This is a genomic window from Ruania rhizosphaerae (assembly GCF_009805705.1).
Classification (GTDB): domain Bacteria; phylum Actinomycetota; class Actinomycetes; order Actinomycetales; family Beutenbergiaceae; genus Ruania; species Ruania rhizosphaerae.
This window is the reverse complement of sequence record NZ_VSMB01000008.1, coordinates 149,358-170,384: the sequence shown is the minus strand read 5'-3', so window position 1 is coordinate 170,384 and position 21,027 is coordinate 149,358. Positions and strand designations below refer to the sequence as shown.

Below are 21,027 nucleotides of genomic sequence, written 5' to 3'. Positions count from 1 at the left end.
AACGGCGCTCCCGCCACGACCCAGTGATGACGAGCCGATGACGACGAGCACGGCGGTCTGCTGTGGGCTGACCACCCTCGACATCACCCAGGTGGTGACGAGCCCACCCACCGCGAACGAGAAGATCGTCGCCAGCGACGTCCGCGTAGCCGTGGGCGGTCCGGCAGCGAATGCTGCGCTCACCGCCGCCGCCCTGGGATCGCCTGCCGTCCTCGTCACCGCGCTCGGGACCGGCCCGCTGGCCGACCTCGCCCGCTCCGAGCTCACCGGCTGCGGAGTCCAGGTACTCGATGTCGGCACCATCGACGCCCCGCCGGTCTCCACCGTGCTCGTGACTGCCGCGACCGGCGAACGGGCCGTGGTGTCCACGAATTTCACAGCGGCACGGCCGTTACCGGCCTCCGCCGGGCTGGAGCAGATTCCCGACGGCGCCGGGTGCGTCCTCGTCGACGGTCACCTCCCGGAAGCATCCCTCATCCTGTGCGCAGCCGCCCGAGTGCGCGGCGTACCCACTCTGATGGACGGCGGCTCCTACAAGCCGGCCGCGGTGGGCCTGCTGGCCGCACTCGATGCGGTCCTGCTCTCGGAGGACTTCATGTGGCCGGGAACCGGCGATCCGATCGCTGCCGTCGCCGCCCACGGTCCAGAGCTCGTCGGGCAGAGCTCGGGCGCCGGGCCCATCCGGGTGCTCGGACCGGATGGGCGTGCCGAGGTTCCCGTACCCGCGGTGCCCACCGCGGAGGTGGTCGACACGCTCGGCGCCGGCGATGTGCTGCACGGTGCCTGGGCACACGCGATCGCGACCGGCGGTGACGTCACCGGCACGGACGTGCTGCGCGCCGCCGCCGAGGTAGCCAGCCTCTCGGTGCGCTATCCGGGTGCCCTGGGGTGGGCGCGCGAGATGCAGAGCCGGAGCGGGTGAGCGGGCGACCTGGGTGAGTGACGCCGTCAGGACATGCGGTAGTCGTACCGGCTCGGAACCGGTTCGCCGGGGAACGCAGCAGACCAGAGGTCGCTGAGTTCGCGCTCCCCTTCGCGCAGATCGGCGACCTCGATCCCCGCCAGCAGCAGCTCCCGCGCCAACGAGGCTCCGGCTGCGGTTCCGGTGGACCAGGCCGCCCGGGCGCGCAGCAGTTGCACCCGGCCCAGCCGTTGCACCGGCTCAGTCGCCCGCTCCGCGATCGTCACGGCGTCCTGCGGCAGGCCGGCCCGCAAGGCCGCGGTCATCGCCTCCATCACGAGGGTGCGTTCTGCCTCGGAACCGGCCGCCCCGGGTGCAGTGAGGGCGCGCTGAAGCTCGGCGAGGGCCTCGGCAGGCTCCCCGCGTTCGGTGGCCAGTTGCGCCAGCCCGCGGCGGGCCCACGCGCTCTCGTGGTGAGCCAGGGAGTTGCGGTAGTGGCGCGCGGCGTCGTCGAGATCGCCCGCGGCGTGGGTCAGAACTCCGAGGTGGTAGTCGCGAGCCCACCCCGGTTCGTAGCCGGCCAGGAGCGCGAGCCATCGTTCTCCCGCGGCGTAGGAGGCGGGTGGGACTGCCGGGTCGGCCGCGGCCAGGATGCTGCCGGCCCGATCGTGATCGGCCACCAGCGCCGACCACAGGTCGGTGGTGACATCGCCGGCTGGGTGTGCTCCCTCGCTCTCGGTGGGTGCGCCGCCCCTGCATGAGGGGGCCCCGTGCGCCAGGGCCGGGAATGGCGTCCCGGCCGAGACCGTCGCCCGGTCCTCTCCGGCGAGCAGTGCCTCGATCGCTCCCCACGGCGAACCGGTGGCGAGGATCTCCACCGGTGGCTCGTCGGCGAGGGTCCGGGCTCGTCCGAGGATGCCGTCAGGGTCGGGCAGCAGCCCGCGTGCCGCCCGGCTGCCGATCTGGAGAGCAGCCGGCCAATCACCGCCGTGCGCGATCTGTGGGTCGAGCGCGGCGTCACCGTAGACCTCGAGCCAGTCCCACGCCTGCCCGGCCGGCAGCATCGTGTGCTCGAACTGGGTGGGCAGGAGGCCTGCTTGGATCTCCAGGTACTGCCCGCCGGCGGGGCTGAGCCAGTCCTGCCAGTGCGCCCCACCGGTGGAGGTGCCCCAGCAGAACATCTTCCGGCCACGGAGCCGCCTGGTCGAGGCCTGCAGCAGCCCGCGACCGTCCTCGTCGACCGCCGCGATCCAGGGTTCGGCACCGTCGGGAATGTCGTAGAAGTAGTCAGCGGCGTGGGTCGAACGCGTGGGGTAGGAGACGTCGAGGTCGCCACGCAGTGGGACCGGGACCCGGCGGACCGGGCCGTCCGTTGCGGTGGAGAACGCGGTGGCAGCAGGGGCGAGCACTCGGACGTCATCGGCCTCAGGCACGGCGGCGTTCGACCACCAGTACGTCGGGGCGGCTGTGGCGGTCGGGTTCTGGATGCGGACATAGACGTGCAGGGCGCGAGCTCCGGTGGGGAGCCAGGCGTCCACCTGGAAGATCGTGCCGCGCAGGCGGTCCAGCTCCCACATCCGCAGCAGCGGGGCACCGTCACCGGTCCTCAGACGAGCGGCATGCAGCGGCGCCATCGTGTGCGCTGCGTGCCCCTTGGTTCCGATGTTCCATTCGACCCCGCCGGCGAACCAGGCGTTGCGCAGGGCGAGATTCGCCGGCTGCAGCACGTGGTTGGCGTAGAGCAGATCCCGCTCGTCCGGGAGCGAGACCAGCGACCAGAGCCGGCCGCCGAGCGCGGGGACGAAGGTGGCGCGCAGATGCTCGTTCTCCAGCACGACGGTCGCGAGGGTGAGGTCGGTCAGGTCCCGCTCGTAGCGGTCCTGCTGCAGGTAGGGATGCATGGAGCGCGGCCAGCCCTGACGGGATCGTTGGATCATGTCCGGCGGGAGGTCGTCGGCGAGTGTGAAACCGGACTCGATCATCGTGCCAGGCTGCGGCAGCGGATCCTCGCCCGGGAGCGCGCCGCGAAGACTGAGTCGATCCTGGGATAGCCGGGAGGTTTCGCTCACACCAGCAGGGTAGGCCAGCGCCGCGCTGCTTGGGACAACAGTGCCAGTCGGGTGGGCGGCGCCAGTCGGGTGGGCGGCGCCAGTCGGGTGGGCGGTGCCGGTCGGCCAGGCGGTGCCGCTCTGGTGGTCGGCGCCTGCTGGGAGGGCCGAGTGACGAGACGCCCGCGCGGCGAGGTCAACGGTCCAACTACGCTGGGCGCATGGCAACCGAACCTGCCCCGATTTCCTTTGCCCGTGGCGCTCCCTCGCTCGACATCATCGACGTCGAGGGTCTGCGCGCTGCCGCCGATCGTGCCTTCACGAACGACCCGGCCGGCTCTTTCGCCTACGGTACGTCGGTCGGCTACAAGCCGCTGCGCGCCTGGATCGCGGAGCGGCATGGCGTCGCCGAGGATCAGGTCCTCGTCACGAACGGTTCCATGCAGGCGGACGCGTTCTTGTTCGAGACGCTCGTCTCCGCCGGCGACACCGTGGTGGTGGAGCGCCCCTCCTACGACCGCACGCTGCTCTCCCTCAAGGGCCGCGGAGCCGACCTGCGCGCCGTCCCGCTCGAAGAGGACGGCGTGGACGTGGCCGCGCTGACCGAGCTCGTGCGTGCCAACCCGGTCGCGCTGGCGCACCTGATCCCGAACTTCCAGAACCCGGCCGGCTACTCCCTCAGCGGCGACAAGCGGCGCGCACTGGTGGAACTCGCCCGCGAGCAGGGTTTCACGATCTTCGAGGATGACCCCTACGTCGAGCTCCGGTTCTCCGGTGAGCCGCAGCCGACCATGCTCTCGCTCGCCACCGGCGGCGAGGTCGTGTACGCCTCCTCGTTCTCCAAGACGGTGTGCCCGGGGATCCGGGTGGGCTACCTGGTGGGCCAGGCCGACATCATCGCCCAGATCGCCAAGCTCGCCACCGGCACCTACATCTCGCCGAACATGGTGGCCCAGTCCATCGTGAACGAGTTCGTGCGCGGTGGATCCTTCGACACCTCGATCGAGACGGTAAAGACCGCGTTGGCCGAGCGTTCCCAGCGCCTGTGCGCTGGCCTGCGTGAGCACGTCCCGGACGCTCAGTTCGTCGAGCCGGAGGGCGGCTACTTCCTCTGGGTGAACCTGCCCGAGGGCGTGGACGGGGATGCGCTCTTCGACGCTGCCGCCGCCCGTGGCGTGCAGATCGTCAAGGGCAGCGACTTCCTCCTCGACGACTCCAAGAACGCGATCCGGCTCGCCTACTCCGGCGTAACCCCGGACGAGATCGACGAGGGCGTCAAGCGCCTCGGTGAGGCCTACCGCTCGCTCTGACCCCATCGTTCACGACGGCGGCCGCTCACCTTGCCTCGGTGGGCGGCCGCCGTCGTTGCGTGGCACCTATGCCCCGGCACGGGCACTGGCTAGGGTCGAACCATGGCAAGCAGTGCGCAAATGCTCACCGTCCCCTCCCCCGACGGCGACCGCGAGGTTCGCATCTCCAGTCCCGATCGCGAGATCTGGCCCGGGATCACCAAGTGGGACCTCGCCTCGTACGTGGCCGCTGTGGGCGAACCGATGCTGCGAGCCCTCGGCGACCGCCCGGTCACCCTGCAGCGGTTCCCGCAGGGGGTGGGCGGTGAGGAGTTCTTCTCCAAGAACCCGCCGCGTGGTGTGCCGGACTACACCCGTACGGTGATGTGCACCTATCCCTCGGGCCGCAAGCACCCCCAGCTGGTGGTGGACGAGATCGCCACGGCCGTGTGGGCGGTGCAGATGAACACCATCACGTTCCACCCGTGGCCGGTGCGCACGGCCAACACGGACAACCCGGACGAGTTGCGTATCGACCTGGATCCCCAGCCGGGTCGGACCTTCGCTGACATCGTCACGGCAGCGCAGGCGCTCGGCGACCTGTTGCGTGAGATCGGCATCACCCCGTGGGTGAAGACCTCCGGCAGTCGCGGATTGCACGTGTACGCCCGGATCGCCCCGGACCACGAGTTCCTCGACGTGCGCCACGGCGTGATCGCCATCGCGCGCGAGCTGGAGCGCCGGCTCCCGGAACTGGTGACCACCGCTTGGTGGAAGGAAGAGCGCGGGGAGAAGATCTTCGTCGACTTCAACCAGGCGAACCGCGACCGCACGATCGCTTCCGCCTACTCCCCGCGCCCACTGGAGGGCGCGCCTGTCTCGATGCCGGTGCGCTGGGTGGACCTGGAGAGCATCGCCATCGAGGACTTCACGGTGCGCACGGTGCCCGGGCTGCTGGACGACCAGGGCGACGCGTGGGCGGGACTGGACGACGCCGTCGGGGATCTTGGCGCGGCCCTGCGGATGTGGGAGCAGGACGTCGCCAGCGGGTTGGGCGAGATGCCGTTCCCTCCGGAGTATCCGAAGATGCCGGGCGAGCCGCCGCGGGTGCAGCCGAGCAAGAAGGTCGCCGAGCACTGGGACGACAGCGGGAACAGGGTCCAGGATTAAGGCGTCGGCAGCACTGACCTGATATCCGTGTGTGAGAAGTCGCCGCCCTTGTAGAGCAGCGGCTCCCGGAGCACTGTCGCCAAGGCATAGCTGAAGCAGTCACCCAGGTTCAGCGAGGCCGGGTGGCCCGTTCCTTTCCCGTAGTCCCGGTACGCGTCGGCGGCGACGTCCGCCTGCGCGGCATCGGTCGGGACAATCTCGACGTCGGCCTCCAGCAGGAGTGCGTCGAGCCGGCGGCGCCCGTGTGGCCCCACCTTTGCGAGGAGGACGACACGCGCCTCCACGACGGTGGCAGCTGAGATGCGGACAGGTCCGCGAGCGAGTGCGTCGGCGATGGCCTCGGCGTCCTCCTCGCCGAGAAGTACGGCGACGAGGGCTGAGGTGTCCACGATCATCGTGGCAAACCGGCGTCGTCGTAGAGGTCGTCATCAGCGTGCCGGAGGGCGTCGATCTGGGCAGGTGTCAAGGGGCGGCGAAAGTCCGCGGCGATCTCCAGGATCGCCTGAGATCTCGCGTGATGGTAGTCGCCGGAGGCACGCACCTCGGACAGTCGGTGCCGGACGGCGTCCTCGACTGCGCCCACCTGGCTGGTGCCCAGGAGCTGGGCGAGTTCACGTACCAGGGCGGACGTACCCTCGTTCTTGATATTCAGACCCATCACACGATTCTACCCTTGGTAGCAATACTCTTCTACCTCAGGTAGACAACGCGATCCGGGTCAGCGAGTGAGCACCTCGTCCAGGTCGTAGGCCGCGGCCCGGTCCACCTGATCCAGCGTGCAGGACGTGGGTTCCCTGTCCGGGCGCCACCGTAGGAAGGTCACGGCATGCCGGAACCTGTGGCCTTCGAGCTGGTCGAATTTGACCTCCACCACCCGCTCCGGTCGCAGACGTACGAAACTGACGTCCTTGCTGGCGCTGAATCGGGAACGGTCCGTCTCCCCGCGCACGGCATCACCCGCGTCGTCGCGCTGGACAAGCGGTTCGAGTTCATCCACCAGCTCCAGCCGGCGGGCGTTCGTGAAGGCGGCGATGCCACCGACGTTGATCAGCTGACCGTCGTCGGTGTAGAGCCCGAGGAGCAGCGAACCCACACCCCGACCGGACTTGTGCACCCGGTATCCGACGACAACCGCCTCGGCGGTGCGGGAGTGCTTGACCTTGATCATGGTTCGCTTACCGGGTTCGTAGACGGACTGGTTCGGCTTGGCGATCACCCCGTCCAGACCGGCACCCTCGAACCGTTCGAACCAGTCCTGGGCCACGGCGGCGTCGGCGGTGACGCGGGTCAGGTGGATCGGGGCGTCCTCGGCGAGATCGGCCAGCACATCGTCCAGCCGGGCACGCCGCTGCGCGAACGGCGCCGCCATGAGGTCCTCATCGTCGACCGCGAGCAGGTCGAAGGCGACGAACTCCGCCGGCGTCTCGGCCGCGAGCCGCTTCACCCGGGACTCGGCCGGATGAATGCGCTGTGACAGCGCCTCCCAGTCCAGGCGTTGTGAGCCCGGCTCCCCGGAACGCACCACGATCTCCCCGTCGATCGCGCACCGAGGCGGCAGATGCTCACGGATCGCCTCGACCATCTCCGGAAAGTACCTGGTCAGTGGCTTCGACCCCCGCGAGGCGATCTCGATGTCGTCACCGTCGCGCAGGAGGATTCCGCGGAACCCGTCCCACTTGGGTTCGTAGGTGTAGCCCCCCGCCACGGCATCGGTGGCGGGCACGGCTTTCGCCGCTTTGGCGAGCATGGGCGTGATGGGCAACTGGATGGGCAACGAGATCGGCACCTGAGTCAGTCTGCCGTGTTCGAGCGCATCACGCTCGGGACTTGGCCTCGTTGTCCGTGAGCACACCGTTGGCTCGTCGGCGGAGCACCGCGTACAGGGCCTGTGGCCTCCCTCTGGGCCGATGCCAGATCTGCCTCGCGGAGCACACCGAGATGATGCGATGTCGCCGCACGCTACCGACCCAGCTCGAGCAAGTCGAACACCTCGTACCGGGGTGCGCCTCCCGGACCCTCTCCGAGGAAGGAGGCGACGAGCGCGACCTCCTCGGCCACCCAGTCCGGTCCGCGGTACACGGCGAGCGCCCGGGCAGCGGTTGCCATCGCCGAGGGCCCCAGGGCCTCCCGGTCGCGTCGGCGCCGCGAATGCCTCGCAGGTCCTCCAGGAGCGGCCCGCCTGGAGGACCGAGCCACGGTCAGGTGCGGCCGCGGACGCCGGGAGCCTCCCTCATCGATCAGGTAGGGAGCCCGGGCGCATGCGGTCATGAGTTCGGTCAGCGCGGGCACCTCCCCCGCCAGCCCGATCCACAACGACCGCTCGTTGAACGAACCGGAACCGGACAGCCGCAGGTGCAGGGGCGCCGTCGTGGTGGCCTCCTCGGCGAGGGCCTCGCGTACGTCGGAGGCTGCGCCGTCGGGAATCTCGCCGTAGAACGCAAGAGTGATGTGCAGGTTCTCCCGCGGGATGCGTCGTAAGGCAGGCGGGCCCGAGCCTGCGGGCCCCATCACACCGGAGAGCGCCGCCTCGAGATGGTCGAGGACGTACTCAGGTGGCCTCAGCGCCGCGAAGAGCCTCATCGTTCCTCCTCCCGCCGCCGGATCCGCACGCTCTCCCTGATCGCCCACACGACCAGGCCCACCAAGACGAGTGTGACCGCGGCGCCGACCACGATCTGCCAGACGGGGATGCCGGGCAGGGCCTCCGGGCGTTCCACCCGGACCTGGGCGAAGGTGGCATCCAGCACGGTGGCGGCGGCGGTCACGGTGACGCTGCCGGTGCAGCCGCCGGAACCGTCCGGCAGGCACAGTGTCAGGCTGGCATTCGTGCTCACCGCCAGATGCAGGCCGACCGCGCTCGCACTGTCGGCGGCCCGGTCGTCGCGACCGGTGGCCACCACGTCGATCGACCCGCCGCCGCTCACGGCGGCTCCCACCAGGTCCGCGGCCGTGGCCAGCCCGGGAAACTGCGCGGTGAGTGCGTCCAGCACGTCGGAGCTGGTCAGTTCTCGCGTCGTGTCGACCTGCGGATCGGCTCCCACCCGCTCCCCGAACACCTCCAGGCCACTCACCTGCCGATCGATGCGGGCCTCCCCCTCGGGTGCGAGCGCCACGGCGGCCGAGATAGCGCCGATATCCAGGACTCTCGTCCCGAGCACGTCGAGGCTTCCGCCCTCGACGGCGGAGCGTGCGCTGAGCTCGGCATCCTCCACGCGCGCCGTGTGGGAGTTGACCTGCCGGAATGTGAGGACGCTGCCGATCGCGTAGGGCCCGACCGCCTCACCGCCGGTACCCTCGGGGCTCGCCGGGGTCTGTGCCTCCACCCCGCGCACGTCGACCCCGTCGACGGCGGCCTCGCCTGTGAGTATGTCGATGAGTCCGGACAGCGCTCCGGCCGCCCCGTCGACCGTGACATCCCACTCGAGGTCTGCCACGACGGCATCCACGGCGAGGGCGTGCGCCGATCCGCCGGTGCTTGCGTGAGCCGGTGGCACCCCGCCGGCGAGCAGGCCTGCGATCGTAAGGATCGCCGTCGCGACCCACTCCCGGGATCGCGCACGAGACCGGGATCGCTTCATCCATCCGAGCCTACCCGGCGGCCGTAGGCTGATCGGGTGCGTTCCCTCGACGACCGCCGCGCCACCTACGCGCGCCTGGGCACCGGTGAACTGGCCGCCACGGTCGCGTTCGCCGTCGCCTACCTGCTGCTACAGGACCGGTTCACCAGGGACGACCAGATCGCGCTCGGTGCAGCGTTGACACCGCTGCTGCTGATCCTGGTGCAGGCGGGGGTCTATTGGTTGCTCGCACGCCGCTGGGTGGGCGCCGGGCTGATGCCACCGGTGCTGGCCAGCACCTACTCCGCGATGCGGTGGGTCAATCCGATCGTCCTGGCAGTCGGTCTCGGGGTGCTGGTGTGGCGGACCTCGACGACCGGCGCCACGGTGCTCGGGCTCGGAGTGTGGCTCTTCGCGGCGATCGAGTACCTGAACTACTACGTCATCCGGTTGGCGTACCCGGCGTCGCAGTGGCCGTCTCTGGTGGGTCAGCGCCGCACCCCACAGTTGATGAAGGACGTCCGTGCGGGCCGTGGACCGGATCGTTCGGAGGGGCAGCGATGAGCGAGGCATACCCCAGCGCCGACGGGCTGCAGAGCCGCCGACGCAGGCTCGAGGGCCTGAGCACCGCGGAGCTGGTGGAGCTGTTCGGTCGGCTGGACAGTGCCGAGCGGGCGGTCCAGTTCCGGCTGCTCGAGAAGGACCGTGCCGTGGCCGTCTTCGAGGATCTGGACCCGCGTGTGCAGCGCGAGGTGGTGGACGGGCTCCGGGAGGACACCACCGCTGAGTTGTTCGCCGCCCTGGACCCGGACGATCGGGCCCCGTTGCTGGATGAGCTGCCCGCCGGTGTGGCCGCGCGCCTGCTCGAGGACCTCTCCCCCGACGAGCAGGCGCAGACCATGGCACTGCTCGGCTACCCGGAGGACAGCGCCGGGCGCCGTATGTCGCCCCAAGTGCTCACCCTGGACGAGGACACCACTGCGGCCTCCGCGCTGGCACAGGTGCGAGATGCCCCAGAGTCGGTGGAGACGATCTACGTACTCCCCGTGACCGGGCCGCGGCGCCGGGTACATGGCGTGGTTTCGCTGCGCCGGCTGCTGGTCAGTGATCCGGACACACGGGTCGTTGACCTCATGGTGCCTGCGACGACGGTCCGTGCCACCGACTCCTCCGAGGATGCTGCGAACGTGGTCCGTGACGGTGGGTATGTGGCCGTGCCGGTGGTCGATGCCGAGGACCGGCTGCTGGGGATCCTCACCGTGGACGATGCGATGCGGGTGCTGGAGGCTGCCGACGACGAGGACGCCGCCCGTGTCGGCGGTACCGAACCATTGCGCCGCCCGTACCTGTCCGCCCCGGTCCTGAGCGTGGTCCGGTCCCGGATCGTGTGGCTGTTCGTGCTGATCCTGGCCGCGACCCTCACGGTGGGTGTGCAGTCCTATTTCGAGGCCGAGCTGGATGCCGTGGTCGCATTGGCACTGTTCATCCCGCTCCTGATCGGCACGGGCGGGAATGCCGGATCCCAGGCGGCGACCACGATCGTGCGGTCCATGGCGGTCGGTGACGTCCGCACCGCGGACCTGTGGCGGGTACTTGGCCGCGAACTGCTCACCGGCGCGGTGCTCGGGTGCACACTCGCGGCGGTGGGGATAGCCCCGGCCGCGTGGGTGGCCGGATGGGACATCGCGGCGGTGCTGGCCCTGACGGTGGTGGGCGTGTGCTCGCTGGCGACCACGGTGGGAGCCTGCATCCCGCTGGTGGCCAGGAGGATCGGGATCGACCCGGCGATCGTCTCGGCCCCGTTCATCTCCACCTTCGTCGACACGACCGGGCTGGTGCTGTACTTCTCCATCGCCAAACTGATTCTGGGCATCTGACGAGCGTTCGCCCCTCAGCGCTCTCAGCGCTCTCAGCGCTGAGAGATCATGCCTCCTGCCAGGCCACCTGCACGTCCGCGCGGGGTGCGGTGGACTCGATGAGCTCGGCGTTGCGGGCGTCGGAACCGTCGGTGAAGGCGAGGGCTCGCTCCATGGTCTTGCCGTTGGCCAGGTGGCGTGCGAGCAACCGTCCGCGCCGGCTCACTGGATCGGTGGCCACAAACCACGTCTCGTCGACGATTGCTCTGATCTCGTCCCACGGCGGGATGTCGGCGAGCAGGTAGTTACCCTCGGTGAGCACCACCTGCACATCCGGCGCCACGGGGACGGCGCTGCCGATCGGCTCCTCGATCGAGCCCCGTACGTAGCGCGGGGCGTAGATCACCCCGTCACCGGGGACCTGGTCCCGCAGCCGGTGCAGCAGCGCCAGGTAGCCGTGGGCGTCAAAGGTGTCGATGGCGCCTTTACGGTCGGTCCGTCCCAGCCGTTCGAGTTCAGCCTGGGCGAGATGGAAGCCGTCCATGCCCACGACGGCGGAGCTCAGCCCATGTGCATCGAGCTCACGGTGGAGGGCATCGGTGAGGGTGGACTTCCCGGAACCGGGGGCGCCGACGATCCCGACGATGATTCGCGCGTCCCGGGCGTGCGCCTGCTCCAGGAGCCGTTCGGTGAGGCTGGTCACTCGGCCCGGGGCCGCGGTGAGCTGGAGGGACACAAGAGTTCCTGTGGGGTGGGTTCAACGGTGGGCGTGCCGCTGAGCGCGAGCGGAGGCATACAGGCACAGGGTGGCAGCCATGGCGAGGTTGAGGGACTCGGCGTGCCCGTGGATCGGGATACGCACGACGGCGTCGGCCATGTCACGTTCGTGGCTGGTCAGACCGTGGGCTTCGTTGCCGAAGATCCACAGCGTCGGCCGGGCGAGATGGGGACCTTCAGTGGAGTCGGCAGCACCAGTGGCATCGCCGGCCTGGGCAGCGCCGCCGGCCACGGTGACCTCGGCAGCACCAGCGAGCTGGTCAAGGTCATGGTCACCGGAACCGTCAGCGGCAAGGACCTGCAGACCTGCCTCCCGAGCGCGAGCGATGGTCTCGGCGAGGTCGGCGCCCGTGGCTGTGGACAGATGGAAGAACGATCCCACGGTGGATCGCACGACCTTCGGGTTGTGCACGTCGACGCTGCCGTGAGTGAGTACGCAGGCGTCGGCTCCAGCGGCGTCGGCGGCACGGATCACGGTCCCGGCATTGCCCGGGTCGCGCACGTGGTGCAGCAGTGCCACGAGCTGCGGGCGCGCGGCGAGAACCTCGTCGGTGTCGATGGCGCGGTGGCGAAGGACGGCGACGACACCTTGGGCGTCGTCGCTCATGGCGGCGAGCACCTCGGGCGCGGCGAGATGGGTGTGCAGACTCGCCGATTCAGCGGCATCGGTGATCTCCGGGTACCGCTGAGCAGCATCGACGGTCAGGTAGAGATCACGCACCTGCTCGGCCGCGAAGCGCACAGCCTCACGCACCCCTTGCGGCCCCTCGACCAGGAACTGTCCGCGCCGCGAGCGAACGGACGCCTGCGCCAGCGCTCGTACGGCACGCACCCGGTCAGACTTGGGGTTGGTCACGTCGGCGGTCACATGCGCCAGTATCCCGCGTGGATGGAAGCCGTGGCCAATCCACGCAGCGCCAGCCGCTTCACGCAGCGATCGGGCGCACTGTGACCTCGGCCCCGCTCGGCCGGTAGAACCGCCATCGACCCTCACGACGCTCGATCGTGATGCTCATCTGGTGGACCCAATCATGATGGTGCCAGCACAACAACACGCCATGCTTGGTGTCGGTCGGCCCGTTCTGCTCGTACCACCAGATCGAATGGTGGATCTCTCCCCGCCCTGGCGGAGCATGACACCCGGGATACTGACACTGACGATCTCGTGCGATCACCGCCCGCGTCTGACCTCGCGAGAACAGCCGCCTCGCCCGGCCCGCATCAAGCACTTCCGACTCCGGGCCGAAGATCACCCGATGGAACTCACCCTCACAGACCAGCCTCGCAAGCAGCGCCGGTGGGATCGGAGTCTGATCGGCCAGCGAAGCCGGCTCAGCACCACGCATCACCTCCGGATCGAGGCTCGTGCTGATCACGACCCCTTCCAACGGGTCGGGCTCAGCGTCGCCACCATCAACGGACGCACTCGTGCGGGCACCACCAGCACCAGCACCAGCACCAGCACCAGCACCAGCACCAGCACCAGCACCAGCACCAGCACCAGCACCAGCACCAGCATCGGCATCGGCATCGGCATCGGCATCGGCATCGGCATCGGCATCGGCATCGGCGGAGCCGAACATCCTGGGCCGCACGGCCCGTGGACTCCGGTCCAGGCTCGGAACCGGCACGGTCGTTGCCCGTGCAGGGTCGGTCGCCTCGATCAACCGCTCCAGCGTGTCGATCGGCACGGTCACTGCGATCTGCGGACGCACCCGCGCCCCCGGTGCCAGCTGCCCTGAGTCCAGCATCTCCCGCGCCACATCGACCAGCGCAGCTGCTCGTCGTTGCGACGGCCGGCGCTCATCCCCGGCCGCCGGTACGCCCATCCGAGCAGTGAGCATCTCATCAAGCGCCGCGCCGCTGACGTCTCCCAGCCAGCCCCGGTACGCCCAGCCACCCATGGTGCGCGAGAGGAACATGTGCTCGGTCGCTGAGTCCTCCACCCATTCCCGGTCCGCCGCCTCGGGATCAGCAGCCACGGCCCAAGCCTTGACGACCTTCACGAACGCCGTCGCATCCATCTTCCGGGCGTGGGTGAGCAAGAACTCCTCTCCCAGCTCGGCATCCCGCAATTGGTCGCGCAGCTGCTGCGTCCGCGTGGCGTGACGCGACAACGCCTGCAGGTGATCACCACTGATCTCCCCCGCCGCCAGCGCCTGGCCCGAAGCGGGCAGGTCATCACGCACGTCCCGTGCGATCTTCACCTCCTGGCGGGCACTGACCTGGTGGCGCCCCGTCCGCATCGCCCACCACGAGGAGAAGGTGCGCGCACCACTGAGCGCCCATCCGCCGTCGGCCTCCATCGTCCGCGCAGCGTTCACCGACAGCGCTTCCTGCACCCGGCCGAGCTCCTCCACCAGGTTCACCATCCGCGGCAGGTCGAACGAATCCACCTCATCCAGCAGGTCCGCCTGAGCAAGTTCTCGCGCCTCGCTCACAAGAGTCTCCAGACGCGACAGGGCCGTGCGCTGTGGCTCCATCGTCTGCGTCATGAGGATCCCTCCCTGCACACCATCATAGAACGTACGTTCGAATCAGTCAATCCGATACCTGGATCGCGAGAGGCGCTCGCGGTGGGCGAGCCCATGCGCTCCGGCATGACAGCAAGACTCTCAAGAGGGTCTGACATCGAACGGTTGTTGCACGCCTGGATATCCGGCTACCTCCGATTCCAGCTACCCGCATGCCGGGACGCCCAGGAACCAGCGCGCTCCATACTGCGAAGGCCCACACCTGAGGAACCACACGAGAACGGCGCCCCACCCGCCGTGCGGATGGGACGCCGTCGTGGAGCGCCGTGTGGCCCTGCGAAGGTCAGGCGTCGTAGCGGTCCAGGTCCATGACCTTGGACCACGCTGCGACGAAGTCACGGACGAACTTCTCCTGCGCATCGTCGGCCGCATAGACCTCGGCCAGGGCGCGCAGCTCGGAGTTGGAGCCGAACACGAGATCCACGCGGCTGCCAGTCCACAACGACGCACCCGAGACGTCGTCGTGGCACTGGAACGTGGTGGCGGTGTGCCCCTCCCCGTCGACCGGCCTCCAGCTGCGGTCCAGATCGAGCAGATTCACGAAGAAGTCGTTGGTGAGCTGACCGGGGCGATCGGTGAGCACGCCGGTGGATGTACCGCCGGTGTTGGCACCGAGCACCCGCAGTCCGCCCACCAGTACGGTCATCTCCGGTGCAGTGAGTGAGAGCAGATTCGCGCGGTCGATGAGGTGGTACTCCGCCGGCAGCTCCGCGTCGGGCCCGACCCAGTTGCGGAAGCCGTCGGTGACCGGCTCGAGGTAGCCGAACTGCTCGAGGTCGGTCTGCTCCTGAGTGGCATCCACCCGGCCCGGGGTGAAGGGCACCGCCACGGGAGTACCGGCGTCTGCAGCGGCCTTCTCGATCGCTGCCACGCCACCGAGCACCACCAGGTCCGCGAGCGAGACGTGGGAGTCGAATCCGGCCTGCACCCCGCGCAGGGCGTCGAGCACGCCGGCGAGCTCGGCCGGATCGTTGACTGCCCAGCCGTTCTGCGGCTCCAGCGCGATGCGCGCGCCGTTCGCCCCGCCGCGCTTATCGCTGACGCGGTGCGTGGATGCCGAGGCCCACGCGGCCTTGATCAGAGCCGACGCCGGCTGACCGGTGGCCAGGATCTGCTCCTTGAGAGCAGTGATGTCGGCCTCGCTGAGCGTGTAGTCCCCGCGCTCGGGCAGCGGGTCCTGCCAGGAGAAGACCTCCTCCGGTACCTCAGGGCCGAGATAGCGCTGGATCGGTCCCATGTCGCGGTGGGTGAGCTTGTACCAAGCGCGAGCGAAAGCGTCGGCAAGCTCCTCCGGGTGGTCCAGCCACCGGCGGGTGATCTGCTCGAAGCCCGGGTCCATACGCATCGTCAGATCCGTCGTCAGCATCGTGGGCCTGTGCTTCACACCCTCACGGTGAGCATCCGGGATCGTCTCCGGAGCGTCCTTGGCCACCCACTGGTGCTTACCTGCCGGGCTCTGGACCAGCTCCCACTCGAAGCCGTACAGGTTCTGCAGGAACTCATTTCCCCACTGGGTCGGGGTGGAGGTCCAGGTCACCTCGATACCGGAGGTCAGGCTGTCCGCGCCCTTCCCGGTACCGTGCCCGTTCGCCCAACCCAGGCCCTGCGCTTCCAGCGGCGCGCCCTCCGGCTCGGGACCCTGCTTGTCGTCGGGGTGTGCACCATGGGTCTTGCCGAAGGTGTGGCCGCCGACGATCAGTGCAGCCGTCTCCTCGTCGGTCATCGCCATCCGGCGGAAGGTCAGGCGGATGTCGTGTGCGGCCGCCACCGGGTCCGGCTTGCCCTCCGGCCCCTCCGGGTTCACGTAGATCAGGCCCATGTGCGTGGCACCGAGGGAGCGGTCGAGCACTCGCTCACCGGTGTCGGTGGTGATGCGCGTGTCACTGCCGAGCCACTCGACCTCGGTGCCCCAGTAGGCCTCATCCTCGGGCTCCCAGACATCCTCACGACCGCCCGCGAAGCCGAGCGTCTTGAACCCCATGGACTCCAGCGCCACGTTCCCCGCGAGGATCATCAGATCCGCCCAGGAGAGCTTCTTGCCGTACTTCTTCTTCACCGGCCACAGCACCCGGCGCGCCTTGTCCAAGTTGCCGTTGTCGGGCCAGGAATTCAGCGGTGCGAACCGCTGCTGACCCTGGCTCGCGCCACCGCGGCCGTCGCTGACCCGGTAGGTGCCCGCCGAGTGCCAGGCCATCCGGATCATCAGCGGGCCGTAGTGGCCGAAGTCCGCCGGCCAGAAGCTCTTGGAGTCGGTGAGAACCTCGGCGATGTCCGCCTTGACCGACGCCAGGTCTAGGCTGGAGAACTCGGTCGCGTAGTCGAAGCCGGCATCCATCGGGTCGATGACATCGGCGTGCTTGGCGAGCAGCTTGACGTTCAGCCGGTTCGGCCACCAGTGCCGGTTCTGGTCGCCCCCGGTCGGGTGCGGCAGACCGTCATGTGCGACGGGGCAGGCGGTGATCGTGTCGTTCTCGGGCATGGATACCTCTCGTGGCAGGGACACAGGCAGGCGGGCTGGAGCCGCCGGACAGATCAACCCTATGCGCTTCCCCCGACAGCCCGTCATCTCCCACCGGCTCGCTCAACGCCCCCTCGGCGAACTGGACACCCAGCGGTCATCTGCCGTTCGTTGACGGCGCGCAGGGGCGATGTCACGGTAGTCCGCGAGCGACGGAAGGAGCTCCTCGATGGTCGCCAGCTCGGTCCTGTGGATCGCCCTCCTCGCCCTGGGTGCCGTCGTCGTCCTCAGCGCGACGGTAGTGACGGTGATCCTGCTTGCGAGGAACCGGGCGACTACCGATCGGCGGCAGCACGACCGGCCGCCAGGAGCAGGATCGCAACCCTCCTGACAGCGCGCACTTCTTCTGCGACAACCGCGGAATGAGCCGAGAAGTCTCAGATACCGGTACCCCTGTTATCGATCAGCAAGTGCCGGACATGTCTCTGTAACAGCTGGCGGTGACTCCATCGTCGCCACGGTCAGGAGATCATGAGACGTAGCCACGGCCGCATCCTCCTCTGAACCTGGCCGCCAGCCCGGCAAGTGAGCGGAAGAAGTCCATGACTAGACCACACGTGTATCGCACGCGATGCCTGACTGCGGCATCGCTGCTCGCGCTGGCCGCGTGCACGCCGGTGGGGACGGCGGACGATCCGTCGTCCCCACCCTCCGAGGCTCCCCGGTCCAGCACGACCGAGCCCGACCTTCAGGCCCCCTCTCTCCATGTCTTGGACGCGCCTCCTGGGTACGAGCGCGACGCCGTGGTGCAGGAACTGTCCAGCGACTGGAGCGACATTCTGATCGCCGAAGACGGGTGCACGCTCGCCGCACGCGGAATGACCGCCGACGGCGTCGCACCCGACCTGCGGGCCGCCTCCGTCGAGCAGGTCCAAGCCATGGCCAGCACTGACGGCGCCGGCACCCCGGAAGCGACCGACCGGGAGATGGTCACCAGCGGCGCCGGCGAGGGCAACGACCCGGCGCATACCCTGATGCTCGTCAGCTCCGACTGGACCACAGATGATCAGGCCGTCCGCGGCCTCGCCCGGGTGACGAACGTCCAGCACCACGATGGCTCGCAGTCCAGCCAGACGCTCGCCCTCCGCTTCACCTGTCCCGGGCAGATGATCGACGGGGCGGAATGGGACGCGGTCGCCGCCGTCATCCGGCCCGTGATGCACGGTCAGGTCAACCCGGACGACCCGTGGGCGGGCATCGCGGGCTGACGATCGAGTCCACCCGACCACAGCACGACGGCGCCCCTTCCGCAGAACGGAAGGGGCGCCGTCATGAGTGTGATCAGCGGAGCTGATCAGCTGCTTCAGGCAGCCGGGCTCTTCGGCGCGTTGACGTCCTCCGGCAGCGCGGCCTTGGCCTGCGCGACCAGGGCGTTGAACGCCACGGAGTCGTTCACTGCGAGGTCGGCGAGGACACGACGGTCAACCTCGACACCCGCGGCCTTGAGGCCCTGGATGAGGCGGTTGTACGTCAGGCCCTCAGCCCTCGCTGCAGCGTTGATGCGCTGGATCCACAGGCGACGGAAGTCACCCTTCTTGGCCCGGCGGTCACGGTAGGAGTAGCTCAGCGAGTGAGTGACCTGCTCCTTGGCCTTGCGGTAGAGCCGCGAACGCTGCCCGCGGTATCCGCTGGCCTGCTCGAGAACTGTCCTGCGCTTCTTCTGGGCGTTGACCGCCCGCTTGACGCGTGCCACGTCGTACTCCTTGTGTCGGGGGTCGGCGTTACTTGCCGAGCATCTTCTTGATGTTCTTCGCGTCGGCCGGGGCGACCACGACGTCGTTCACGAGGCGGCGCGACTGACGCTTCGGGCGCTCCTGGAACTTGTGGACGTGACGGGCCCGCTGGCGCATGACCTTCCCGGAACCGGTGAGCCGGAAACGCTTCTTGGCACCGGAGTTCGTCTTGTTCTTCGGCATCGTTCTCTCTTCTTCGGTTGGGCTGCGCTCAGCCAGCGGTAGCAGCGTCCCCGGTATCCCCGGCGTCTTCGGACGCCTGACGGGAGCGGCGACGCTGTTCGTTGCGGGCCTCGGATTTCTTCTTGTTCGGACCGAGCACCATGGTCATGTTGCGCCCGTCCTGGCGTGGCACGCTCTCCACGTGGCCCAGCTCGGCGACATCCTCGGCAAGGCGTTCCAGCAAGCGCATGCCCATCTCCGGGCGGGACTGCTCCCGTCCGCGGAACATGATCATGACCTTGACCTTGTCGCCTCCGGCGAGGAACCGCTCGACATGGCCCTTCTTGGTGCCGTAGTCGTGCGGGTCGATCTTCAGCCGGAACCGGATCTCCTTGAGGACCGTATTGGCCTGATTGCGTCGCGCGTCGCGTGCCTTCATGTCGGCTTCGTACTTGTACTTGCCGTAGTCCATGAGCTTGCACACAGGCGGACGGGCGTTCGGGGCGACCTCGACGAGGTCGAGATCGGCCTCCTGCGCCAGCCGGAGCGCGTCTTCAACCCGCACGACGCCGACCTGCTCGCCGCCCGGTCCGACCAGACGCACCTCGGATACGCGGATCCGATCGTTGATACGGGGCTCGCTGATGTGGTGCTCCTCACCTGAGATGGACGTCAGTTCACCGTCGCCATGAAAAAGCCTCCGGGCGACGTGCGCACGGAGGCTACAGGTGGCGCCATACCAGGGGTACGACGGAGGAACCACGTTCCTCGACCTGAAACCCGGGCTCTGTCGTCCCGGCGTCAGCCAGTCCGGTCGAGCAAGGGTGGGAGTGTCTCCGCTTGCACATCGATCTGCCTTGTCACACCTACACATCCAGGTGAAACACGCCAGACCGATCGGTCAGCATTCAGGATAGCACGCACCCCCGCATCTACCGGAAGTGCCATGGACTGCGATCTCGCTCACGGATATGCCCGGACCTGCAGTTCGAAGGAGTCCACCCGGTCGGCGGCCGTCTCGTCCGCGGCGAGCACCTGCCCGGCAGCCGCCACAATCCGGTCCACCTGCCCCCGGTCAAGCCCGGCGGGCAGTCCCAGCACCACCCGGATCTCGGCCTGACGTCCGGGCTCGACCCGTACCGCGGCCACCTCAGGGAGGGCCCCCACGGCCCTCTCGACGGCGGCCCTCACCTCAGGGTCTTCGCTCGCCGGGGTCCATGGTCGCTGTTGCGCCAGCGCCCACACCGCCGGCCGCGGAATCAGCACCGTATCCGGTCCACCCGGGTCCAGCACCAGCAGCCCGTCGGCATCGGAGGCCGCCGCGAGAGCCGCCCGTGGTGCTTCCACCGGGATCGGTCGGGCGTCCTGACGCCACCGCTGCAGCGTGGCCATGCTGGAGAACACCGGGATGGCCGAGCGTCCGTCGGGAGCGGCCACGGTCACCATCGCGGCCGAGGCCGACTTCTCCCCCGCGATCCCGTCGGCACCGGGTTCGGCCATCTCCTCCACCTGGGCGACCACGGGCACCAGCACCCGGACCTCAGCCAGGGCCGCGACCACGGCCGGCAGGCGGCGGTCCGCGCCGACGACCAGCGCTGCCGCCAGTGCTCCGGGGGCGGTGCCGTCATCGCCGGCGTGGGGCGACGTGGGTGGCAACGCCCGCCCGGGTGGGCCCGGCGCCGATGCGCCGTCGCAGGCGTGGGAGTCGATCACGGCCTCCCGGCCACGTCCAGCGCCTGCGGGAGGGTGAAGGCTCCCGCGTAGAGCGCCTTGCCCACGATCGCTCCTTCGACTCCGGCGTCGGCGAGTGTGCGCAGTGCCTCCAGGTCAGCGAGACTCGACACACCGCCGGAAGCGACCACGGGGGCGTCGGTGGTCTCGCAGACCTGCCGTAGCAGGTCGAGGTTCGGGCCCTTGAGGGTGCCGTCCTTGGTCACGTCGGTGACCACATAGCGCGAGCAGCCATCGGCATCCAGGCGCGCGAGCACCTCCCACAGGTCACCGCCGTCACGGGTCCAGCCACGTGCGGCCAGCGTCGAACCGCGCACGTCCAGGCCCACGGCGATCCGGTCGCCGTGCGTGGCGATCGCGCGTGCCGTCCACTCCGGGTTCTCCAGCGCCGCGGTCCCGAGGTTCACGCGGCGGCACCCGGTCGCCAGCGCGCGTTCGAGCGAGTCATCGTCACGGATGCCGCCGGAGAGCTCGACGTCCACATCCAGCGCTCCGACCACCTCGGCCAGCAGCTCGGCATTGGACCCGCGCCCGAATGCCGCGTCCAGGTCGACCAGGTGGATCCACTCCGCGCCGTCGGACTGCCACGCCATCGCGGCGTCCATCGGGGCGCCGTAGTGGGTCTCGGACCCGGCCTCACCCTGGACCAGGCGGACGGCCTGACCGTCGGCGACGTCGACGGCGGGAAGCAGCTGCAAACGGGTGCTCACGTGAGAGGACCTTTCTGGGGCGGTCGGTAATGGAGCGGGAG

22 protein-coding genes are annotated in these 21,027 nt (G+C 69.2%); 7 read left to right on the top strand and 15 right to left on the bottom strand.

What is annotated here, in order from left to right; translation table 11 throughout:
• The first annotated feature begins 37 nt into the window (after positions 1–37).
• A complete protein-coding gene (locus FV560_RS12720) occupies positions 38–922 on the top strand; it encodes a PfkB family carbohydrate kinase (RefSeq protein ID WP_159621904.1) in 885 nt (294 codons plus the stop codon).
• A 26-nt stretch (positions 923–948) separates the two neighbouring features.
• Here the strand turns inward: FV560_RS12720 and FV560_RS12715 are convergent, their stop codons facing one another.
• Positions 949–2,970 (bottom strand): DUF5107 domain-containing protein, encoded by a 2,022-nt coding sequence (locus FV560_RS12715; RefSeq protein ID WP_159621903.1) that lies wholly within the window; start codon positions 2,968–2,970, stop codon positions 949–951.
• Between the two features lie 200 nt (positions 2,971–3,170).
• On the opposite strand from FV560_RS12715, the gene FV560_RS12710 reads away from it, so the two are divergent.
• Both FV560_RS12710 and ligD read left to right on the top strand, forming a co-directional pair.
• Positions 3,171–4,259 (top strand): aminotransferase-like domain-containing protein, encoded by a 1,089-nt coding sequence (locus tag FV560_RS12710; protein WP_159621902.1) that lies wholly within the window; start codon positions 3,171–3,173, stop codon positions 4,257–4,259.
• 102 nt (positions 4,260–4,361) lie between these two features.
• A complete protein-coding gene (gene ligD / locus FV560_RS12705) occupies positions 4,362–5,408 on the top strand; it encodes a non-homologous end-joining DNA ligase (RefSeq protein ID WP_159621901.1) in 1,047 nt (348 codons plus the stop codon).
• Here ligD and FV560_RS12700 read toward each other — a convergent pair.
• From FV560_RS12700 to FV560_RS12680, 5 genes are all read right to left on the bottom strand, one after another.
• Positions 5,405–5,803, bottom strand: coding sequence for a type II toxin-antitoxin system VapC family toxin (locus FV560_RS12700; protein ID WP_159621900.1), 399 nt, complete (start codon positions 5,801–5,803; stop codon positions 5,405–5,407). The two genes, ligD and FV560_RS12700, sit on opposite strands and share 4 nt — an antisense overlap.
• The gene (locus FV560_RS12695; protein WP_159621899.1) at positions 5,800–6,066 is read right to left on the bottom strand and encodes a type II toxin-antitoxin system VapB family antitoxin; all 267 of its coding nucleotides are present in this window, start codon (positions 6,064–6,066) and stop codon (positions 5,800–5,802) included. The genes FV560_RS12700 and FV560_RS12695 overlap by 4 nt, the downstream gene beginning before the upstream one ends.
• Before the next feature lie 60 nt (positions 6,067–6,126).
• Positions 6,127–7,155, bottom strand: a complete 1,029-nt coding sequence (locus FV560_RS12690; protein ID WP_235020113.1) for an ATP-dependent DNA ligase — start codon at positions 7,153–7,155, stop codon at positions 6,127–6,129.
• A 212-nt stretch (positions 7,156–7,367) separates the two neighbouring features.
• Positions 7,368–7,988 carry an RNA 2',3'-cyclic phosphodiesterase gene (gene thpR / locus FV560_RS12685; RefSeq protein ID WP_159621898.1) on the bottom strand — a complete coding sequence of 207 codons (621 nt, stop codon included), beginning with the start codon at positions 7,986–7,988 and terminating at the stop codon, positions 7,368–7,370.
• A complete protein-coding gene (locus FV560_RS12680) occupies positions 7,985–8,986 on the bottom strand; it encodes a hypothetical protein (RefSeq protein WP_159621897.1) in 1,002 nt (333 codons plus the stop codon). The genes thpR and FV560_RS12680 overlap by 4 nt, the downstream gene beginning before the upstream one ends.
• A gap of 36 nt (positions 8,987–9,022) precedes the next feature.
• Here FV560_RS12680 and FV560_RS12675 point away from each other — a divergent pair, with 36 nt between their 5' ends.
• Positions 9,023–9,529, top strand: a complete 507-nt coding sequence (locus tag FV560_RS12675; RefSeq protein WP_200837652.1) for a hypothetical protein — start codon at positions 9,023–9,025, stop codon at positions 9,527–9,529.
• Positions 9,526–10,842: a magnesium transporter gene (gene mgtE / locus FV560_RS12670; protein WP_159621896.1), complete on the top strand. Its 1,317-nt coding sequence runs from the start codon at positions 9,526–9,528 to the stop codon at positions 10,840–10,842. Before FV560_RS12675 ends, mgtE begins: the two co-directional genes overlap by 4 nt.
• Before the next feature lie 46 nt (positions 10,843–10,888).
• On the opposite strand, the gene FV560_RS12665 is transcribed toward mgtE, so the two are convergent.
• From FV560_RS12665 to katG, 4 genes are all read right to left on the bottom strand, one after another.
• Complete coding sequence (locus FV560_RS12665) at positions 10,889–11,557, bottom strand: nucleoside/nucleotide kinase family protein (RefSeq protein WP_235020104.1); 669 nt, start codon at positions 11,555–11,557, stop codon at positions 10,889–10,891.
• Between the two features lie 21 nt (positions 11,558–11,578).
• Positions 11,579–12,466: a TrmH family RNA methyltransferase gene (locus tag FV560_RS12660; protein ID WP_235020103.1), complete on the bottom strand. Its 888-nt coding sequence runs from the start codon at positions 12,464–12,466 to the stop codon at positions 11,579–11,581.
• 58 nt (positions 12,467–12,524) lie between these two features.
• On the bottom strand, positions 12,525–14,093 hold the full coding sequence (locus tag FV560_RS12655) for an HNH endonuclease signature motif containing protein (RefSeq protein WP_159621895.1): 1,569 nt from the start codon (positions 14,091–14,093) through the stop codon (positions 12,525–12,527).
• A gap of 322 nt (positions 14,094–14,415) precedes the next feature.
• Positions 14,416–16,611, bottom strand: coding sequence for a catalase/peroxidase HPI (gene katG / locus FV560_RS12650; RefSeq protein ID WP_159621894.1), 2,196 nt, complete (start codon positions 16,609–16,611; stop codon positions 14,416–14,418).
• 208 nt (positions 16,612–16,819) lie between these two features.
• On the opposite strand from katG, the gene FV560_RS12645 reads away from it, so the two are divergent.
• Together FV560_RS12645 and FV560_RS12640 are read left to right on the top strand one after the other, a co-directional pair.
• The gene (locus FV560_RS12645) at positions 16,820–16,981 is read left to right on the top strand and encodes a hypothetical protein (protein ID WP_159621893.1); all 162 of its coding nucleotides are present in this window, start codon (positions 16,820–16,822) and stop codon (positions 16,979–16,981) included.
• A 211-nt stretch (positions 16,982–17,192) separates the two neighbouring features.
• Positions 17,193–17,858, top strand: a complete 666-nt coding sequence (locus tag FV560_RS12640; RefSeq protein ID WP_159621892.1) for a hypothetical protein — start codon at positions 17,193–17,195, stop codon at positions 17,856–17,858.
• A gap of 95 nt (positions 17,859–17,953) precedes the next feature.
• On the opposite strand, the gene rplT is transcribed toward FV560_RS12640, so the two are convergent.
• From rplT to priA, 5 genes are all read right to left on the bottom strand, one after another.
• Entirely contained in the window at positions 17,954–18,343 is a 390-nt protein-coding gene (gene rplT / locus FV560_RS12635; RefSeq protein ID WP_159621891.1) for a 50S ribosomal protein L20, read from the bottom strand.
• A gap of 28 nt (positions 18,344–18,371) precedes the next feature.
• Positions 18,372–18,566: a 50S ribosomal protein L35 gene (gene rpmI, locus FV560_RS12630; protein ID WP_159621890.1), complete on the bottom strand. Its 195-nt coding sequence runs from the start codon at positions 18,564–18,566 to the stop codon at positions 18,372–18,374.
• Positions 18,567–18,594: 28 nt separating this feature from the next.
• A complete protein-coding gene (gene infC / locus FV560_RS12625) occupies positions 18,595–19,191 on the bottom strand; it encodes a translation initiation factor IF-3 (RefSeq protein WP_159621954.1) in 597 nt (198 codons plus the stop codon).
• A gap of 317 nt (positions 19,192–19,508) precedes the next feature.
• The gene (locus tag FV560_RS12620; RefSeq protein WP_235020101.1) at positions 19,509–20,258 is read right to left on the bottom strand and encodes an SseB family protein; all 750 of its coding nucleotides are present in this window, start codon (positions 20,256–20,258) and stop codon (positions 19,509–19,511) included.
• Positions 20,255–20,986: a bifunctional 1-(5-phosphoribosyl)-5-((5-phosphoribosylamino)methylideneamino)imidazole-4-carboxamide isomerase/phosphoribosylanthranilate isomerase PriA gene (priA, locus tag FV560_RS12615; protein ID WP_159621889.1), complete on the bottom strand. Its 732-nt coding sequence runs from the start codon at positions 20,984–20,986 to the stop codon at positions 20,255–20,257. Before priA ends, FV560_RS12620 begins: the two co-directional genes overlap by 4 nt.
• Between the last annotated feature and the right edge of the window lie 41 nt (positions 20,987–21,027).

What these genes read in the sequence shown, in the direction of transcription:
- mgtE (WP_159621896.1), top strand. Translation starts at nt 9,526, where the DNA reads ATGAGCGAGGCATACCCCAGCGCCGACGGGCTGCAGAGCCGCCGACGC.
- thpR (WP_159621898.1), bottom strand. Translation starts at nt 7,988, where the DNA reads ATGAGGCTCTTCGCGGCGCTGAGGCCACCTGAGTACGTCCTCGACCAT.
- FV560_RS12720 (WP_159621904.1), top strand. Translation starts at nt 38, where the DNA reads ATGACGACGAGCACGGCGGTCTGCTGTGGGCTGACCACCCTCGACATC.
- FV560_RS12640 (WP_159621892.1), top strand. Translation starts at nt 17,193, where the DNA reads ATGACTAGACCACACGTGTATCGCACGCGATGCCTGACTGCGGCATCG.
- FV560_RS12695 (WP_159621899.1), bottom strand. Translation starts at nt 6,066, where the DNA reads ATGGGTCTGAATATCAAGAACGAGGGTACGTCCGCCCTGGTACGTGAA.
- ligD (WP_159621901.1), top strand. Translation starts at nt 4,362, where the DNA reads ATGGCAAGCAGTGCGCAAATGCTCACCGTCCCCTCCCCCGACGGCGAC.
- rpmI (WP_159621890.1), bottom strand. Translation starts at nt 18,566, where the DNA reads ATGCCGAAGAACAAGACGAACTCCGGTGCCAAGAAGCGTTTCCGGCTC.
- FV560_RS12645 (WP_159621893.1), top strand. Translation starts at nt 16,820, where the DNA reads ATGGTCGCCAGCTCGGTCCTGTGGATCGCCCTCCTCGCCCTGGGTGCC.
- FV560_RS12690 (WP_235020113.1), bottom strand. Translation starts at nt 7,155, where the DNA reads ATGCTCGCCAAAGCGGCGAAAGCCGTGCCCGCCACCGATGCCGTGGCG.
- FV560_RS12680 (WP_159621897.1), bottom strand. Translation starts at nt 8,986, where the DNA reads ATGAAGCGATCCCGGTCTCGTGCGCGATCCCGGGAGTGGGTCGCGACG.
- FV560_RS12655 (WP_159621895.1), bottom strand. Translation starts at nt 14,093, where the DNA reads ATGACGCAGACGATGGAGCCACAGCGCACGGCCCTGTCGCGTCTGGAG.
- FV560_RS12710 (WP_159621902.1), top strand. Translation starts at nt 3,171, where the DNA reads ATGGCAACCGAACCTGCCCCGATTTCCTTTGCCCGTGGCGCTCCCTCG.
- FV560_RS12700 (WP_159621900.1), bottom strand. Translation starts at nt 5,803, where the DNA reads ATGATCGTGGACACCTCAGCCCTCGTCGCCGTACTTCTCGGCGAGGAG.
- katG (WP_159621894.1), bottom strand. Translation starts at nt 16,611, where the DNA reads ATGCCCGAGAACGACACGATCACCGCCTGCCCCGTCGCACATGACGGT.